The organism is Escherichia sp. KS167_9B (assembly GCF_030295215.1).
GTDB classification, from domain to species: domain Bacteria; phylum Pseudomonadota; class Gammaproteobacteria; order Enterobacterales; family Enterobacteriaceae; genus Escherichia; species Escherichia coli_F.
Genome location: NZ_AP025754.1, coordinates 3,126,023 through 3,142,322, shown reverse-complemented (window position 1 = coordinate 3,142,322; position 16,300 = coordinate 3,126,023). Strand labels below are relative to the sequence as shown.

At 52.2% G+C, this 16,300-nt stretch carries 13 protein-coding genes; 9 read left to right on the top strand and 4 right to left on the bottom strand.

The window, feature by feature from the left end; translation table 11 throughout:
* The first annotated feature begins 247 nt into the window (after positions 1 to 247).
* Positions 248 to 328: a type I toxin-antitoxin system toxin ShoB gene (shoB, locus tag QUE34_RS15680; RefSeq protein ID WP_000128779.1), complete on the top strand. Its 81-nt coding sequence runs from the start codon at positions 248 to 250 to the stop codon at positions 326 to 328.
* A 193-nt stretch (positions 329 to 521) separates the two neighbouring features.
* Here shoB and yfhL read toward each other — a convergent pair whose 3' ends face one another.
* Positions 522 to 782 (bottom strand): 4Fe-4S dicluster ferredoxin YfhL, encoded by a 261-nt coding sequence (yfhL, locus tag QUE34_RS15675; RefSeq protein ID WP_001196297.1) that lies wholly within the window; start codon positions 780 to 782, stop codon positions 522 to 524.
* Positions 783 to 837: 55 nt separating this feature from the next.
* Positions 838 to 1,686 carry a MurR/RpiR family transcriptional regulator gene (locus QUE34_RS15670; RefSeq protein ID WP_103253356.1) on the bottom strand — a complete coding sequence of 283 codons (849 nt, stop codon included), beginning with the start codon at positions 1,684 to 1,686 and terminating at the stop codon, positions 838 to 840.
* Positions 1,687 to 1,894: 208 nt separating this feature from the next.
* Between QUE34_RS15670 and yfhb the strand changes: the two genes are divergently transcribed.
* Complete coding sequence (gene yfhb / locus QUE34_RS15665) at positions 1,895 to 2,530, top strand: phosphatidylglycerophosphatase C (RefSeq protein ID WP_000190668.1); 636 nt, start codon at positions 1,895 to 1,897, stop codon at positions 2,528 to 2,530.
* A 57-nt stretch (positions 2,531 to 2,587) separates the two neighbouring features.
* A complete protein-coding gene (gene tadA / locus QUE34_RS15660) occupies positions 2,588 to 3,091 on the top strand; it encodes a tRNA adenosine(34) deaminase TadA (protein WP_001297409.1) in 504 nt (167 codons plus the stop codon).
* Here the strand turns inward: tadA and mltF are convergent.
* Positions 3,088 to 4,644 (bottom strand): membrane-bound lytic murein transglycosylase MltF, encoded by a 1,557-nt coding sequence (gene mltF, locus QUE34_RS15655; RefSeq protein ID WP_032303574.1) that lies wholly within the window; start codon positions 4,642 to 4,644, stop codon positions 3,088 to 3,090. The two genes, tadA and mltF, sit on opposite strands and share 4 nt — an antisense overlap.
* Before the next feature lie 257 nt (positions 4,645 to 4,901).
* On the opposite strand from mltF, the gene purL reads away from it, so the two are divergent.
* From purL to glnB, 5 genes are all read left to right on the top strand, one after another.
* Complete coding sequence (purL, locus tag QUE34_RS15650; RefSeq protein ID WP_103253357.1) at positions 4,902 to 8,789, top strand: phosphoribosylformylglycinamidine synthase; 3,888 nt, start codon at positions 4,902 to 4,904, stop codon at positions 8,787 to 8,789.
* Positions 8,790 to 9,365: 576 nt separating this feature from the next.
* Positions 9,366 to 10,793, top strand: coding sequence for a two component system sensor histidine kinase QseE/GlrK (gene qseE, locus QUE34_RS15645; RefSeq protein WP_032303571.1), 1,428 nt, complete (start codon positions 9,366 to 9,368; stop codon positions 10,791 to 10,793).
* Positions 10,794 to 10,957: 164 nt separating this feature from the next.
* Positions 10,958 to 11,671 (top strand): two-component system QseEF-associated lipoprotein QseG, encoded by a 714-nt coding sequence (gene qseG, locus QUE34_RS15640; RefSeq protein ID WP_032303569.1) that lies wholly within the window; start codon positions 10,958 to 10,960, stop codon positions 11,669 to 11,671.
* Positions 11,661 to 12,995, top strand: coding sequence for a two-component system response regulator GlrR (gene glrR / locus QUE34_RS15635; RefSeq protein WP_001353028.1), 1,335 nt, complete (start codon positions 11,661 to 11,663; stop codon positions 12,993 to 12,995). The genes qseG and glrR overlap by 11 nt, the downstream gene beginning before the upstream one ends.
* A 60-nt stretch (positions 12,996 to 13,055) precedes the next feature.
* Positions 13,056 to 13,394, top strand: coding sequence for a nitrogen regulatory protein P-II (gene glnB / locus QUE34_RS15630; RefSeq protein ID WP_000717691.1), 339 nt, complete (start codon positions 13,056 to 13,058; stop codon positions 13,392 to 13,394).
* A gap of 43 nt (positions 13,395 to 13,437) precedes the next feature.
* Here glnB and hmpA read toward each other — a convergent pair whose 3' ends face one another.
* Entirely contained in the window at positions 13,438 to 14,628 is a 1,191-nt protein-coding gene (gene hmpA / locus QUE34_RS15625; protein ID WP_000883103.1) for an NO-inducible flavohemoprotein, read from the bottom strand.
* Between the two features lie 327 nt (positions 14,629 to 14,955).
* On the opposite strand from hmpA, the gene glyA reads away from it, so the two are divergent.
* Positions 14,956 to 16,209 carry a serine hydroxymethyltransferase gene (glyA, locus tag QUE34_RS15620; RefSeq protein ID WP_000919159.1) on the top strand — a complete coding sequence of 418 codons (1,254 nt, stop codon included), beginning with the start codon at positions 14,956 to 14,958 and terminating at the stop codon, positions 16,207 to 16,209.
* Positions 16,210 to 16,300: the final 91 nt, after the last annotated feature.

Genomic DNA, 16,300 nt, shown 5'->3' with positions numbered 1-16,300 from the left:
CGAAGAAATCGATATTGATGAAAAGATTAACGTGACCGCTTTTTGATAAGTACATTAGAATCGGCGTCGTTATTGGATATTTTGCTGTGTTCTACGCCATGCCACTGAATTCCCCCATTGAAACGAGTGGTGTCGTCAAAGCTCTGGTGTGGAGTGCGGCACTCGATTCCAATAACTCGCACGTTCAGTTTTGGGGAGATGTAAGGGCTAATCTGAACGGCTGCATTCCTTGTTTAAGGAAAAACGAATGACTGATTGCCGATACCTGATTAAACGGGTCATTAAAGTCGTCATTGCTGTTTTACAGCTGATCCTTCTGTTCTTGTAACACCAGGAAACGTACTTAAGGCGCGTCAGGTTAACCAGCCAGGCGCGCCTTTAATAATTATAAATAAATGTCTGGGCAGATATTATATAAATTCATTTGGTGAATAATTATGCTAATGTCATCAATTAAATAAATATAATGGCGTTAAGGCTTTCCTGTAAAATATTTAATACTCTACTTCCAGAGCAAAATATTAAATCTTATCCGCGTGGTGCATTAGCACAAATTTATCCCACAACTGTTCTTCCGTCTCGACATGTTGTGGATCCTTCACAATGGTATTGGGGATCGGGCACACCTTCTGGCAGGTGGGCGTCTCGTAGTGGCCTACGCATTCGGTACACTTATCGCTGTTAATCTCGTAGATATGTTCACCCATCGAAATCGCCTCATTCGGGCATTCGGGTTCACACATATCACAATTGATGCATTTTTTAGTGATTAACAGCGCCATAAGGAAACTCTCAAAACAACACAAACCGGGCGGGCATTATACGCGCATTCTTTACTCAAACCAGTTTTTTCACCAACGCTTCACTATGACGAATACGTTCTGGTGCCAGCTCCAGATCCTGCTGAATCAGCGCAATGAACAGTAAATCCGTTAACATTCCCTGAGCGTGACAAGCAGAGATTGCAGCACTGTTTGTCGCTTGTTCTTCGGCAATGGTATACAGGCAATGAGAAGCACGCTGTTGCAGGGCATTGGGAGTAAAGCCGGTAATCGCCAGCACTTTTCCGCCCACTCGCAGCATCTCATCTGCCGCCAGGTTTAACTCGCGTCGTACACCGGTGTAGGAAATGGCTAATAACAGATCGTCAGGGGACGACGCCTGTACTGTAGCGAGTAGCGCATGCATATCGCGCACTGCGGCAGCATTGAAGCCAATCTTCATCAGCTTCCAGGCAAAGTTTTGCGCCACCAGACCCGAAGCGCCAATACCGGTCAGAATTATCCGCCGTGCAGAGCGCAACATTGTTACGCATTCATGCAGTTTCTCTTCACTATTAACATTTAGCGTTGCGTACATAGCGGCAGTATTTTCTTTAATCAGTTTTTCGCCGACCAGCCGTAACGGATCATCACCGCGGATTTGGTTATGAATGGGCACGGAGGGAGATTCCGGCTGGCTTGCCAGCGCTTCACTCAACGCCAACTTAAGTGCCGGAAAACCTTTATAGCCGAGTTTTTGCGCGAACTTCACGACGCTGGACTGACTGACTCCGGCTTCGTTGGCCAGTTGCTGAGAGCTTAAATGGCGCGCCGTATCAGGTTGTAGCAGCAGATAGTCCGCCAGTTTTTTATCACTCTGGGCAAGCCCCTGGTAACGCTGACGGATACGAAGTAAGCCGTTCATATCTTTCCTCGCGATGAAATAGTGGCGACAACAGGCAATATGAGACAAACGCGGGTGAATTTTATATTCCATTGCCGCTAATTGCCATGAATTAAAAATTCCAGTTAGCCATGATGCGGTCGATTGTTGCCGGAAAAGTGATGATCTATCTGTTAGGCTATGTAGTAGCGAAAATTAATCAGGATGTTTCAGTCCAGAGGAGTATGGTTTGGCAACTCACGAGCGTCGTGTGGTGTTTTTTGACTTAGATGGAACATTGCATCAGCAGGATATGTTCGGCAGTTTTATGCGTTATTTACTGCGTCGCCAACCGCTGAATGCATTACTTGTCCTGCCGTTGTTGCCGGTCATTGCCATCGCGTTATTGATAAAAGGTCGTGCAGCACGATGGCCGATGAGTCTGCTTCTTTGGGGATGCACTTTTGGTCACAGTGAAGCGCGTTTACAGGCGTTGCAGGCCGATTTTGTGCACTGGTTTCGCGACAATGTTACCGCTTTTCCGCTTGTCCAGGAGCGTTTGACTACCTACCTGTTAAGTTCCGATGCGGATATTTGGTTGATCACAGGCTCTCCGCAGCCGCTGGTTGAAGCGGTTTATTATGATACGCCCTGGTTGCCGCGGGTTAATCTTATTGCCAGTCAGATCCAGCGGGGTTATGGCGGTTGGATATTGACGATGCGTTGTCTGGGACATGAAAAGGTCGCACAACTGGAGCGCAAAATTGGCACGCCGCTGCGGCTGTACAGTGGCTATAGCGACAGTAATCAGGACAACCCGCTGCTTTATTTCTGCCAGCATCGCTGGCGGGTAACCCCGCGTGGTGAACTCCAGCAACTGGAATAGAGTAAAGCATAGCGTACGTGTATAATGCGCCGCGCTTTTATAACCGGAGTTTTCTTTTTGTCTGAAGTCGAATTTAGCCACGAATACTGGATGCGTCACGCGCTGACGCTGGCGAAGCGTGCCTGGGATGAGCGGGAAGTGCCGGTCGGCGCGGTATTAGTGCATAACAATCGTGTTATTGGCGAAGGCTGGAACCGTCCGATTGGTCGACATGATCCCACCGCGCATGCAGAAATCATGGCCCTGCGGCAGGGCGGTCTGGTGATGCAAAATTATCGTCTGATCGACGCCACATTGTATGTCACGCTTGAGCCCTGTGTAATGTGTGCCGGAGCAATGATCCACAGTCGCATTGGTCGCGTGGTCTTTGGTGCGCGTGACGCGAAAACGGGCGCTGCGGGATCTTTAATGGATGTGCTGCACCATCCGGGTATGAATCACCGAGTGGAAATTACAGAAGGAATACTGGCGGATGAGTGCGCGGCGTTGCTCAGTGACTTCTTTCGCATGCGCCGACAGGAAATTAAAGCGCAGAAAAAAGCGCAATCCTCGACGGATTAATTTTGTTTCTCTTCACTCCCTTTCCTCGAAAACAGCAGAGAGGGAGAGTGGGTCAAATAGTTTGATGACGACTGGGAAAGAAACGAGAGAAAAGGAAATTTCTCTTTGCCCAGCTCCGTTGGCGATACTGCCGGATAATCCTGCGCCAGTTGTATCGCCGCTTCTGTAGCCTGCTTCTCTTTCTCTTGCAGATACCCCACCAGGCTAATCTGATACTTACGAATATTTTCGACATAAGCGTAGGCTTCATGCCCACGTGCGTAGCCGTAAGTCAGCTTGCTGTAATAGGGTTTCTGGCTAAGTAAAGGCAGGCGCTGTTTCACGTCAGCCCAACTGTCAGGATTACCTTTAGTTTTTGCCGTCAGGGCGCGGGCATCCAGCATATGCGCATAGCCCATATTGTACGCGGCGAGGGCAAACCAGATCCGTTCGTTCTCCGGCACACTTTCCGGCACTTTACTCATCATATCCTGCAAATAACGCACACCGCCGCTGATGCTCTGTTCGGCATCGGTACGATCCGTAATGCCGAGGCTTTGCGCGGTATTTTTGGTTAACATCATCATGCCACGCACACCCGTCGGGGAAGTGGCCTGTGCATCCCAGTGCGATTCCTGATAAGCAATAGCGGCCAGCAAACGCCAGTCAATTTCTTCGGCGTACTTCTCAAACAGCGGTTTCAACTGCGGCAGTACGGTATCGACGGCGCGTAAAAACGTGCGCGTATCGACGTAATCAAAATCATCGCCATGCCCCAGGTATTTCTCTTCAATGCGTGCCAGCGTACCGTCTTCATTCATTTCGTTGAAGAAGTCGAGCAGAGCGGCAGAAAGGGTATTATCGCCATCTAATCGGCTAAACCAGGTCACCGGCTGTTCGTCGGTGATATCAAGCGCTACAGCGAGTTCCGGGTGAACGCGCTGAAACAGGCTGATGGCGACAGAATCAGCAATGGTGTAATCGAGTTTTCCTTCGATGACATCTTCCATTAATTCTGCTGAGCCTTTTTTGTCGTCTACCTTCCAGCTTAATTCCGGGAATTTTGTTTCTTTCAGGGTCTGGAGATCGTTAACCACCACATGGCCTGGTGCGATGTTAAGTTGCTCCGCTGTCAGATTGCCCAGCGTACGCGGGCGATACTGACCCACTTTATAAACCAGTTGTTGTGACACGGAATAGTAGGTAGGGCCAGGCTGATAATTTTTTACCCGCTCACTGTTATAAACCAGTCCTGCAGCCAGCAGATCGGCGTTGCCGTTATCGAGGTCGTCAAACAGCTGGCTGATATTCTGCCGCACGGTCACTTTCAGTTTTACGCCGAGGTACTCGGCAAACTGTTTCGCCAGTTCGTAATCCAGGCCAAAAGGTTTCCCGTTGATTTCGTTATAAGTCAGTGGGGTATGAATAGTGCTCACACGCAACTCTCCCCGCGCTTGAATGGCGGCGATACGGTTGTCGGCTTTACCAAACCAGGGAATGGATGGCCAGAGAGCGACCGCGAGCAGCAGTGCCAGAATGCCGATGAACAGATAATTAATCTTTAATTTTTTCAATTAGTTAATTCTCTGTGTCGTGCGCATCCCAGCTTGAAAAAACGTAATAATAGTGAAAGGTTTACTCATAAATGAGCGGCATTTTGCGTAAACCAGCGCCAGTTGGCAACTTATTACAGCCATTGGCGGCACGCGTTGCTAATTCACAATGGTGATTTTATTTCCACGCAAACGGTTTCGTCAGCGCATCAGATTCTTTATAATGACGCCCGTTTCCCCCCCTTGGGTACACCGAAAGCTTAGAAGACGAGAGACTTATGATGGAAATTCTGCGTGGTTCGCCTGCATTGTCGGCATTCCGAATCAACAAACTGCTGGCACGTTTTCAGGCTGCCAGGCTCCCGGTTCACAATATTTACGCCGAGTATGTCCATTTTGCTGACCTCAATGCGCCGTTAAACGATGATGAGCACGCACAACTTGAACGCCTGCTGAAATATGGCCCGGCACTCGCCAGCCACGCCCCGCAAGGCAAACTCCTGCTGGTGACTCCGCGTCCTGGTACCATCTCTCCCTGGTCTTCGAAAGCGACCGATATCGCCCATAACTGCGGGCTGCAACAGGTAAACCGCCTTGAGCGCGGCGTTGCTTACTATATAGAAGCCGGTACGCTGACCCATCAACAATGGCAGCAGGTGACCGCTGAACTGCACGACCGCATGATGGAAACGGTCTTTTCTGCTTTAGATGATGCAGAGCAGCTGTTTGCACACCATCAACCGACTCCGGTCACCAGCGTTGATTTGCTGGGGCAGGGCCGTCAGGCGCTAATCGACGCTAACCTGCGTCTTGGCCTGGCACTGGCGGAAGATGAAATTGACTATCTGCAGGATGCGTTCACAAAGCTGGGTCGTAACCCGAACGACATCGAGCTGTATATGTTCGCCCAGGCGAATTCTGAGCACTGCCGCCACAAAATTTTTAACGCCGACTGGATTATCGACGGAGAACAACAGCCGAAATCGCTGTTCAAGATGATCAAAAACACCTTCGAAACCACGCCGGATCACGTTCTCTCGGCTTATAAAGATAACGCCGCCGTAATGGAAGGTTCTGAAGTGGGCCGCTACTTTGCTGACCACGAAACGGGCCGCTACGATTTCCATCAGGAACCGGCGCACATTCTGATGAAAGTCGAAACCCACAACCACCCAACGGCGATTTCTCCGTGGCCGGGCGCAGCTACCGGTTCCGGCGGTGAAATTCGCGATGAAGGTGCCACCGGCCGCGGCGCGAAGCCGAAAGCTGGCCTGGTCGGTTTCTCCGTATCCAACCTGCGTATTCCTGGCTTTGAACAACCGTGGGAAGAAGATTTCGGTAAGCCTGAGCGCATTGTCACCGCGCTGGACATCATGACAGAAGGTCCGCTGGGCGGCGCGGCATTTAACAACGAATTTGGTCGTCCGGCACTGAACGGCTACTTCCGTACCTATGAAGAAAAAGTGAACAGCCACAACGGCGAAGAGCTGCGCGGGTATCACAAACCGATCATGCTGGCGGGTGGGATCGGCAACATTCGCGCCGATCACGTACAAAAAGGTGAGATCAACGTCGGTGCGAAACTGGTCGTTCTCGGCGGCCCGGCAATGAACATCGGTCTTGGCGGCGGCGCGGCGTCTTCCATGGCGTCTGGTCAGTCTGATGCCGACCTCGACTTTGCTTCCGTACAGCGCGATAACCCGGAGATGGAGCGTCGCTGTCAGGAAGTGATCGACCGTTGCTGGCAGCTTGGTGATGCTAACCCAATTCTGTTTATCCACGACGTCGGCGCAGGCGGTCTTTCTAACGCGATGCCGGAACTGGTGAGCGACGGCGGACGCGGCGGTAAATTCGAACTGCGCGATATTCTGAGCGACGAACCGGGCATGAGCCCGCTGGAAATCTGGTGTAACGAATCCCAGGAACGCTACGTGCTGGCGGTTGCTGCCGATCAGTTACCGCTGTTTGACGAACTGTGTAAGCGTGAACGCGCGCCCTACGCGGTGATTGGTGAAGCGACCGAAGAACTGCATCTTTCTCTGCACGATCGTCATTTTGATAATCAGCCGATCGATCTGCCGCTGGACGTCCTGCTTGGTAAAACGCCGAAGATGACCCGCGATGTGCAAACGCTGAAAGCGAAAGGCGACGCGCTGGCCCGTGAAGGGATCACCATTGCAGACGCGGTGAAACGTGTGCTGCATCTGCCGACTGTGGCGGAAAAAACCTTCCTGGTGACCATTGGCGACCGCAGCGTAACCGGTATGGTGGCGCGCGATCAGATGGTGGGGCCGTGGCAGGTGCCGGTCGCTAACTGCGCGGTCACTACCGCCAGCCTCGACAGCTACTACGGCGAAGCGATGGCAATTGGCGAACGTGCGCCGGTTGCACTGCTGGATTTCGCCGCCTCTGCCCGTCTGGCGGTCGGTGAAGCGTTAACCAATATTGCCGCAACGCAGATTGGCGATATCAAACGCATTAAACTTTCCGCCAACTGGATGGCGGCGGCAGGCCACCCTGGTGAAGATGCAGGCCTGTATGAAGCCGTTAAAGCGGTGGGCGAAGAGCTTTGTCCGGCGCTGGGCCTGACGATTCCGGTGGGTAAAGACTCCATGTCGATGAAAACCCGCTGGCAGGAAGGTAGCGAAGAGCGCGAAATGACCTCGCCGCTTTCGCTGGTGATTTCTGCATTTGCCCGCGTGGAAGATGTACGTCACACCATCACGCCGCAGCTTTCTACCGAAGATAACGCACTGCTGCTGATTGATTTAGGCAAAGGCAATAACGCGCTGGGCGCAACGGCGCTGGCGCAGGTTTATCGTCAGCTTGGCGACAAACCGGCAGATGTACGCGATGTCGCGCAACTGAAAGGCTTCTATGACGCGGTTCAGGCGCTGGTAGCACAGCGTAAGCTGCTCGCGTACCACGACCGCTCTGATGGCGGCCTGCTGGTAACGCTGGCGGAAATGGCCTTTGCTGGTCATTGCGGCATTGACGCGGATATCGCCACTCTGGGTGACGATCGCCTGGCGGCGTTGTTTAACGAAGAACTGGGTGCGGTGATTCAGGTTCGAGCCGCTGACCGTAAAGCAGTTGAAGCGGTACTGGCACAGCATGGGCTTGCTGATTGCGTCCATTATGTTGGCCAGGCGGTTTCCGGTGACCGTTTTGTGATTACCGCCAACGGGCAGACTGTATTCAGCGAAAGCCGCACTACGTTGCGTGTCTGGTGGGCAGAAACTACCTGGCAGATGCAGCGCCTGCGTGACAATCCGGAGTGTGCCGATCAGGAACATCAGGCGAAATCTAACGACGCCGATCCGGGCCTGAATGTGAAACTGTCGTTTGATATCAACGAAGATGTGGCAGCACCGTATATTGCCACTGGTGCGCGTCCGAAAGTTGCCGTGCTGCGTGAGCAGGGGGTGAACTCGCATGTTGAAATGGCGGCAGCTTTCCACCGTGCAGGCTTCGATGCAATCGATGTGCATATGAGCGACCTGCTGGCTGGACGCACGGGCCTGGAGGATTTCCACGCTCTGGTAGCGTGCGGCGGTTTCTCCTACGGTGATGTGCTGGGTGCTGGTGAAGGTTGGGCGAAGTCTATCCTGTTCAATGACCGTGTACGCGATGAGTTTGCAACCTTCTTCCACCGTCCGCAAACGCTGGCGCTGGGGGTATGTAACGGTTGCCAGATGATGTCTAACCTACGTGAACTGATCCCAGGTAGCGAGTTGTGGCCACGTTTCGTGCGTAACACCTCCGATCGCTTTGAAGCGCGTTTCAGCCTGGTAGAAGTGACACAAAGCCCGTCGCTGCTGTTGCAAGGGATGGTGGGTTCGCAGATGCCGATTGCTGTCTCTCACGGCGAAGGACGCGTGGAAGTGCGCGATGCGGCGCATCTGGCGGCACTGGAAAGCAAAGGGCTGGTGGCACTGCGCTATGTCGATAACTTCGGCAAAGTCACTGAAACCTACCCGGCTAACCCGAACGGTTCTCCGAATGGTATTACGGCGGTCACGACTGAAAATGGTCGAGTCACCATTATGATGCCGCACCCGGAACGTGTTTTCCGTACTGTCAGTAACTCCTGGCATCCGGAAAACTGGGGCGAGGATGGCCCATGGATGCGTATTTTCCGCAATGCGCGTAAGCAGTTGGGGTAAGTCGTCAAGCTATTGGTTTTGCTGCCTGGCTGTGGCATTCACGCCGCATCCGGCATTAAACGCCAACCACTATCATAAGCTCCCAGCTCCGGGAGCTTTTTTTGTGTCTGTAAATCACGACAATGGGTGGTTTACCGTGTCGCTTTTTGACGACATTTTATTGATTGATTTTATTGTAATTTAATAAGTTTATCTTAAGTTGTCTCTTTTTGGCGACACAATGGCTGATTTACAGCCAAATAGCGAAGAAGTCATTAACCCATCAAAACAACGTATAATCAGTACGTTACCAAACTATTTTATTTATTGGCACAGTTACTGCATAATAGTCATCAGTGGCTCATTCACCGACTTATGTCAGCCCCTTCGGGACGTGCTACATAAAATTCGAATGACGCACAACAAGGTGCCTGCCGTCCAACTTCTGATATCAGCTTAGCTATATCAACCCTCGGGCGAAACGTCGAGTTAGGCACCGCCTTATTCCATAACAAAGCCGGGTTATTCCCGGCTTTGTTGTATCTGAACTTCCCCTCGGTTAGCATCAGGCTATTCGCGTCTGACGAGAGTAACACCTTGAAACGCTGGCCCGTTTTTCCCCGCTCATTACGACAACTGGTAATGCTGGCATTTTTGCTGATTCTGCTACCCCTGTTGGTGCTGGCATGGCAAGCCTGGCAAAGCCTGAATGCGCTTAGCGATCAGGCGGCGCTGGTTAACCGCACTACGCTTATTGATGCCCGGCGCAGTGAAGCGATGACCAACGCGGCGCTGGAGATGGAGCGTAGCTACCGTCAGTATTGCGTGCTGGACGACCCAACTCTGGCGAAGGTTTATCAAAGCCAGCGCAAGCGTTACAGCGAAATGCTCGATGCCCACGCAGGCGTACTGCCGGACGATAAACTTTACCAGGCATTGCGTCAGGATTTGAACAATCTGGCTCAACTTCAGTGTAACAACAGCGGTCCCGATGCTGCTGCCGCCGCGCGTCTGGAAGCCTTTGCCAGTGCCAATACCGAAATGGTACAGGCCACGCGCACAGTGGTGTTCTCTCGCGGACAGCAGCTTCAGCGTGAAATCGCCGAACGTGGGCAATATTTTGGTTGGCAATCGCTGGTGTTATTTCTGGTAAGTCTGGTGATGGTACTGCTCTTCACGCGGATGATTATCGGCCCGGTGAAAAATATTGAACGGATGATCAACCGTCTGGGGGAAGGGCGTTCTCTGGGCAATAGCGTTTCGTTCAGTGGACCGAGTGAGTTACGCTCGGTTGGGCAACGTATTCTCTGGTTAAGCGAACGCCTGTCATGGCTGGAATCCCAGCGCCATCAATTTTTAAGACATTTATCTCATGAATTAAAAACGCCGCTGGCGAGTATGCGCGAGGGCACTGAATTACTGGCTGACCAGGTTGTCGGGCCGCTTACGCCCGAGCAAAAAGAGGTGGTGAGCATCCTTGATAGCAGCAGCCGCAATTTGCAAAAACTGATCGAACAACTGCTTGATTACAACCGTAAACAGGCGGACGGCGCGGTGGAACTGGAGAGTGTAGAGCTGGCACCGCTGGTGGAAATGGTGGTTTCTGCTCATAGCCTGCCCGCACGGGCTAAAATGATGCATACCGACGTCGATCTCAAAGCAACTGTTTGCCTGGCGGAGCCAATGCTGCTGATGAGCGTACTGGATAATCTTTACTCCAATGCGGTGCACTACGGGGCTGAATCCGGTAACATTTGCCTTCGCAGCAGTTTACATGGCGCGCGGGTTTATATTGATGTCATCAATACAGGCACACCCATTCCGCAAGAGGAACGCGCCATGATCTTCGAACCCTTTTTTCAGGGAAGCCACCAGCGAAAAGGGGCGGTGAAGGGCAGCGGTCTGGGATTAAGCATTGCCAGGGATTGTATTCGCCGTATGCAGGGGGAACTGTATCTGGTCGACGAGAGCGGGCAAGAGGTTTGCTTCCGCATTGAATTACCGTCGTCGAAAAACACGAAATAATGTTAAGAGCCTATCCCATCAGGCTATTTTATTTGCCAGTTTGGCCCCGTGCAGTGCGCGAAATCATTACGTACTACGTGTACGCTCCGGTTTCTCCGCGCTGTCCATGTCCAAACTGCCTGCAACAATTACGCCCACTGGGGTAGGTTTTAAGTCTGGTGAATATGCGACACATTTTTCAACGATTATTGCCCCGACGGCTATGGCTGGCAGGGCTGCCATGTCTGGCATTGCTGGGTTGCGTGCAGAGTCACAATAAGCCAGCTATTGATACGCCAGCAGAAGAAAAAATTCCGGTTTATCAACTGGCTGACTATCTTTCTACTGAATGTAGCGACATCTGGGCACTGCAAGGTAAGTCAACCGAAACCAATCCGCTTTACTGGCTGCGGGCGATGGATTGTGCTGATCGTTTAATGCCTGCGCAGTCGCGGCAGCAAGCCCGCCAATATGACGACGGCAGCTGGCAAAATACCTTCAAACAAGGGATTTTGCTCGCCGACGCCAAAATTACGCCTTATGAGCGCCGCCAGCTGGTCGCGCGCATTGATGCGTTAAGTACCGAGATCCCGGCACAGGTTCGCCCACTGTATCAACTCTGGCGCGACGGTCAGGCGCTGCAACTGCAACTGGCGGAAGAGCGCCAACGCTACAGCAAACTCCAGCAGTCCAGCGACAGCGAACTGGATACTTTGCGCCAGCAACATCACGTTCTACAGCAGCAACTGGAGCTCACCACCCGCAAGCTGGAAAATCTGACCGATATTGAACGTCAGCTCTCTACCCGCAAACCGGCTGGCAATTTCTCGCCGGATACGCCGCACGAGAGTGAAAAGCCCGCGCCATCTACCCATGAGGTCACTCCTGATGAGCCATAAACCTGCGCATTTATTACTGGTCGATGACGATCCAGGATTGCTGAAACTGCTTGGTCTGCGTCTGACCAGCGAAGGTTATAGCGTGGTTACGGCGGAAAGTGGAGCTGAAGGATTGCGGATACTGAATCGTGAAAAAGTAGATTTAGTCATCAGCGATCTGCGGATGGATGAAATGGATGGTATGCAACTGTTTGCCGAAATCCAGAAAGTGCAGCCAGGTATGCCAGTAATCATCCTCACCGCGCATGGTTCCATTCCCGATGCCGTTGCCGCGACACAGCAGGGCGTGTTCAGTTTCCTCACCAAGCCTGTCGATAAAGACGCGCTGTATCAGGCAATTGACGATGCGCTGGAGCAATCAGCCCCCACTACCGACGAACGCTGGCGCGAGGCGATTGTCACCCGCAGCCCGCTGATGCTGCGTTTGCTGGAACAGGCGAGGCTGGTGGCGCAGTCAGATGTTAGCGTTTTGATTAACGGTCAGAGCGGTACCGGGAAAGAGATTTTTGCCCAGGCGATCCACAACGCCAGCCCGCGCAACAGCAAACCGTTTATTGCTATTAACTGTGGCGCATTGCCCGAGCAATTGCTGGAGTCAGAGCTGTTTGGTCATGCGCGTGGCGCGTTTACTGGCGCTGTCAGCAATCGTGAAGGTTTATTCCAGGCGGCGGAAGGCGGTACGCTGTTTCTCGATGAGATTGGCGACATGCCCGCACCGTTGCAGGTCAAACTGCTACGCGTGTTGCAGGAGCGCAAAGTGCGCCCGCTGGGCAGCAACCGCGATATTGATATCGACGTGCGGATTATTTCCGCCACTCACCGTGACCTGCCAAAGGCGATGGCGCGCGGGGAATTCCGTGAAGATCTCTACTATCGCCTCAACGTTGTCAGTCTGAAAATTCCGGCATTGGCGGAGCGCACAGAAGACATTCCGCTACTGGCAAACCACTTATTGCGCCAGGCGGCAGAGCGACATAAACCGTTTGTCCGCGCATTCTCCACCGATGCAATGAAACGACTGATGACCGCGAGCTGGCCGGGTAATGTGCGCCAGTTGGTCAACGTGATTGAACAGTGCGTGGCGCTAACATCATCTCCGGTGATTAGTGATGCGTTAGTCGAGCAGGCGCTGGAGGGCGAAAATACGGCTCTGCCAACCTTTGTTGAGGCGCGTAATCAGTTTGAACTCAACTACTTGCGTAAGCTGCTGCAAATCACCAAAGGGAATGTCACCCACGCGGCGAGAATGGCGGGGCGCAACCGGACAGAATTTTATAAACTGCTTTCCCGACACGAGCTGGATGCAAACGATTTCAAGGAATGAATCGGCGTAATGTGTTACGTTTAGCAGATCAAAAGACAGGCGACCTTTTCAAGGAATAGCATGAAAAAGATTGATGCGATTATTAAACCCTTCAAGCTGGACGATGTCCGCGAAGCACTGGCTGAAGTCGGCATTACTGGCATGACGGTCACCGAGGTGAAAGGTTTTGGCCGCCAGAAAGGCCATACCGAGCTGTATCGCGGCGCGGAGTATATGGTGGATTTTCTGCCGAAGGTAAAAATTGAGATTGTCGTGCCGGACGACATTGTCGATATCTGCGTAGATACGATTATTCGCACGGCGCAAACCGGCAAAATCGGTGACGGTAAAATTTTCGTCTTTGACGTGGCACGGGTCATTCGTATCCGTACTGGCGAAGAGGACGACGCGGCAATTTAAACCGCGTCAGGGTTGCCGGATGTCTCCATCCGGCAACCTCAAATCACAGCACTTTATGCGGGCCAAAGCATTCGTAATGAATGTTTTCCTGTTTCACACCCAGGTCCACTAACTGTTTCGCGGCAAACTGCATGAAGCCAACCGGGCCGCAGAGATAGAACTGCATTGTCGGATCGCTGAACGCACCTTCCAGTTTGCTCAAATCCATCAGACCTTCGCTATCAAACTGACCTTTAGCGCGATCGGCTTCGCTTGGCTGACGATACCAGGTGTGCGCGGTAAAGCGCGGCAGTGCTTGCCCCAGTTCCTTAACTTCATCGGCAAAGGCGTGAACATCGCCATTTTCTGCCGCATGGAACCAGTTCACTTGTGCGGTGTGGCCTGCTTTTGCCAGCGTGTCGAGCATTGCCAGCATTGGCGTCTGGCCGACACCGGCAGAGATTAACGTCACTGGTGTGTCATCTGCGACAGCCATAAAGAAATCACCTGCCGGAGCGACCAGTTTCACGACATCGCCAACATTGGCGTGATTGTGCAGCCAGTTGGATACCTGCCCGCCATCTTCGCGTTTCACCGCAATACGATAGCCTTTGCCATCCGGTTTGCGAGTCAAAGAGTACTGACGAATTTCCTGATGCGGGAAACCTTCCGGCTTCAGCCAGACGCCGAGATATTGCCCCGGACGGTATTCTGCCACTGCGCCACCGTCGACCGGCTCCAGTTCGAAGCTGGTGATAAGCGCGCTGCGCGGTGTTTTAGCCACAATGCGGAAATCGCGAGTACCTTCCCAGCCACCGGCTTTGCTGGCGTTTTCGTTATAGATTTCCGCCTCGCGATTGATAAATACATTAGCCAGTACGCCATAGGCTTTACCCCACGCGTCCAGCACTTCCTGGCCCGGGCTGAACATTTCGTCCAGCGTCGCCAACAGGTGTTCGCCGACAATGTTGTACTGTTCCGGTTTGATCTGGAAACTGGTGTGCTTCTGGGCGATTTTTTCTACCGCTGGCAGCAGCGCAGGCAGGTTTTCAATATTACTGGCGTAGGCGGCAATAGCGTTAAACAGGGCTTCACGTTGATCGCCATTACGCTGGTTACTCATGTTAAAAATTTCTTTGAGTTCTGGGTTATGAGTAAACATACGGTCGTAGAAATGGGCGGTTAACTTTGGCCCTGTTTCCACCAGTAAAGGGATGGTGGCTTTTACTGTAGCGATGGTTTGAGCGTCAAGCATATGGTCTTCCTTTTTTTGCATCTTAATTGATGTATCTCAAATGCATCTTATAAAAAATAGCCCTGCAATGTAAATGGTTCTTTGGTGTTTTTCAGAAAGAATGTGATGAAGTGAAAAATTTGCATCACAAACCTGAAAAGAAATCCGTTTACGGTTGCAAGCTCTTTATTCTCCAAAGCCTTGCGCAGCCTGAAGGTAATCGTTTGCGTAAATTCCTTTGTCAAGACCTGTTATCGCACAATGATTCGGTTATACTGTTCGCCGTTGTCCAACAGGACCGCCTATAAAGGCCGAAAATTTTATTGTTAGCTGAGTCAGGAGATGCGGATGTTAAAGCGTGAAATGAACATTGCCGATTATGATGCCGAACTGTGGCAGGCTATGGAGCAGGAAAAAGTACGTCAGGAAGAGCACATCGAACTGATCGCCTCCGAAAACTACACCAGCCCGCGCGTAATGCAGGCGCAGGGGTCTCAGCTGACCAACAAATATGCTGAAGGTTATCCGGGCAAACGCTACTACGGCGGTTGCGAGTATGTTGATATCGTTGAACAACTGGCGATCGATCGCGCGAAAGAACTGTTCGGCGCTGACTACGCTAACGTCCAGCCGCACTCCGGCTCCCAGGCGAACTTTGCGGTGTACACCGCGCTGCTGGAACCCGGCGACACCGTTCTGGGTATGAACCTGGCGCATGGCGGTCACCTGACTCACGGTTCTCCGGTTAACTTCTCCGGTAAACTGTACAACATCGTTCCTTACGGTATCGATGCTACCGGTCATATCGACTACGCCGATCTGGAAAAACAAGCCAAAGAACACAAGCCGAAAATGATCATCGGTGGCTTCTCTGCATATTCCGGCGTGGTTGACTGGGCGAAAATGCGTGAAATCGCTGACAGCATCGGTGCTTACCTGTTCGTTGATATGGCGCACGTTGCGGGACTGGTCGCTGCTGGCGTCTACCCGAACCCGGTTCCTCATGCTCACGTAGTGACTACCACCACTCACAAAACCCTGGCGGGTCCGCGCGGTGGCCTGATCCTGGCGAAAGGTGGTAGCGAAGAGCTGTACAAAAAACTGAACTCTGCCGTTTTCCCTGGTGGTCAGGGTGGTCCGTTGATGCACGTAATCGCCGGTAAAGCGGTTGCTCTGAAAGAAGCGATGGAGCCTGAGTTCAAAACTTACCAACAGCAGGTTGCGAAAAACGCTAAAGCGATGGTAGAAGTATTCCTGGAGCGCGGTTACAAAGTGGTTTCCGGCGGTACTGATAACCACCTGTTCCTGGTTGATCTGGTTGATAAAAACCTGACCGGTAAAGAAGCTGACGCCGCTCTGGGCCGTGCTAACATCACCGTCAACAAAAACAGCGTACCGAACGATCCGAAGAGCCCGTTTGTAACCTCCGGTATTCGCGTGGGTACTCCGGCGATTACACGTCGTGGCTTTAAAGAAGCCGAAGCGAAAGAACTGGCTGGCTGGATGTGTGACGTGCTGGACAGCATCAATGATGAAGCCGTTATCGAGCGCATCAAAGGTAAAGTTCTCGACATCTGCGCACGTTATCCGGTTTACGCATAAGCGAAACGGTGATTTGCTGACAATGTGCTCGTTGTTCATGCCGGATGCGGCGTGAACGCCTTATCCGGCCTACAAATTATTGCAAATTCAA

What these genes read in the sequence shown, in the direction of transcription:
- QUE34_RS15670 (WP_103253356.1), bottom strand. Translation starts at nt 1,686, where the DNA reads ATGAACGGCTTACTTCGTATCCGTCAGCGTTACCAGGGGCTTGCCCAG.
- yfhL (WP_001196297.1), bottom strand. Translation starts at nt 782, where the DNA reads ATGGCGCTGTTAATCACTAAAAAATGCATCAATTGTGATATGTGTGAA.
- shoB (WP_000128779.1), top strand. Translation starts at nt 248, where the DNA reads ATGACTGATTGCCGATACCTGATTAAACGGGTCATTAAAGTCGTCATT.
- glnB (WP_000717691.1), top strand. Translation starts at nt 13,056, where the DNA reads ATGAAAAAGATTGATGCGATTATTAAACCCTTCAAGCTGGACGATGTC.
- purL (WP_103253357.1), top strand. Translation starts at nt 4,902, where the DNA reads ATGATGGAAATTCTGCGTGGTTCGCCTGCATTGTCGGCATTCCGAATC.
- glrR (WP_001353028.1), top strand. Translation starts at nt 11,661, where the DNA reads ATGAGCCATAAACCTGCGCATTTATTACTGGTCGATGACGATCCAGGA.
- hmpA (WP_000883103.1), bottom strand. Translation starts at nt 14,628, where the DNA reads ATGCTTGACGCTCAAACCATCGCTACAGTAAAAGCCACCATCCCTTTA.
- glyA (WP_000919159.1), top strand. Translation starts at nt 14,956, where the DNA reads ATGTTAAAGCGTGAAATGAACATTGCCGATTATGATGCCGAACTGTGG.
- qseG (WP_032303569.1), top strand. Translation starts at nt 10,958, where the DNA reads ATGCGACACATTTTTCAACGATTATTGCCCCGACGGCTATGGCTGGCA.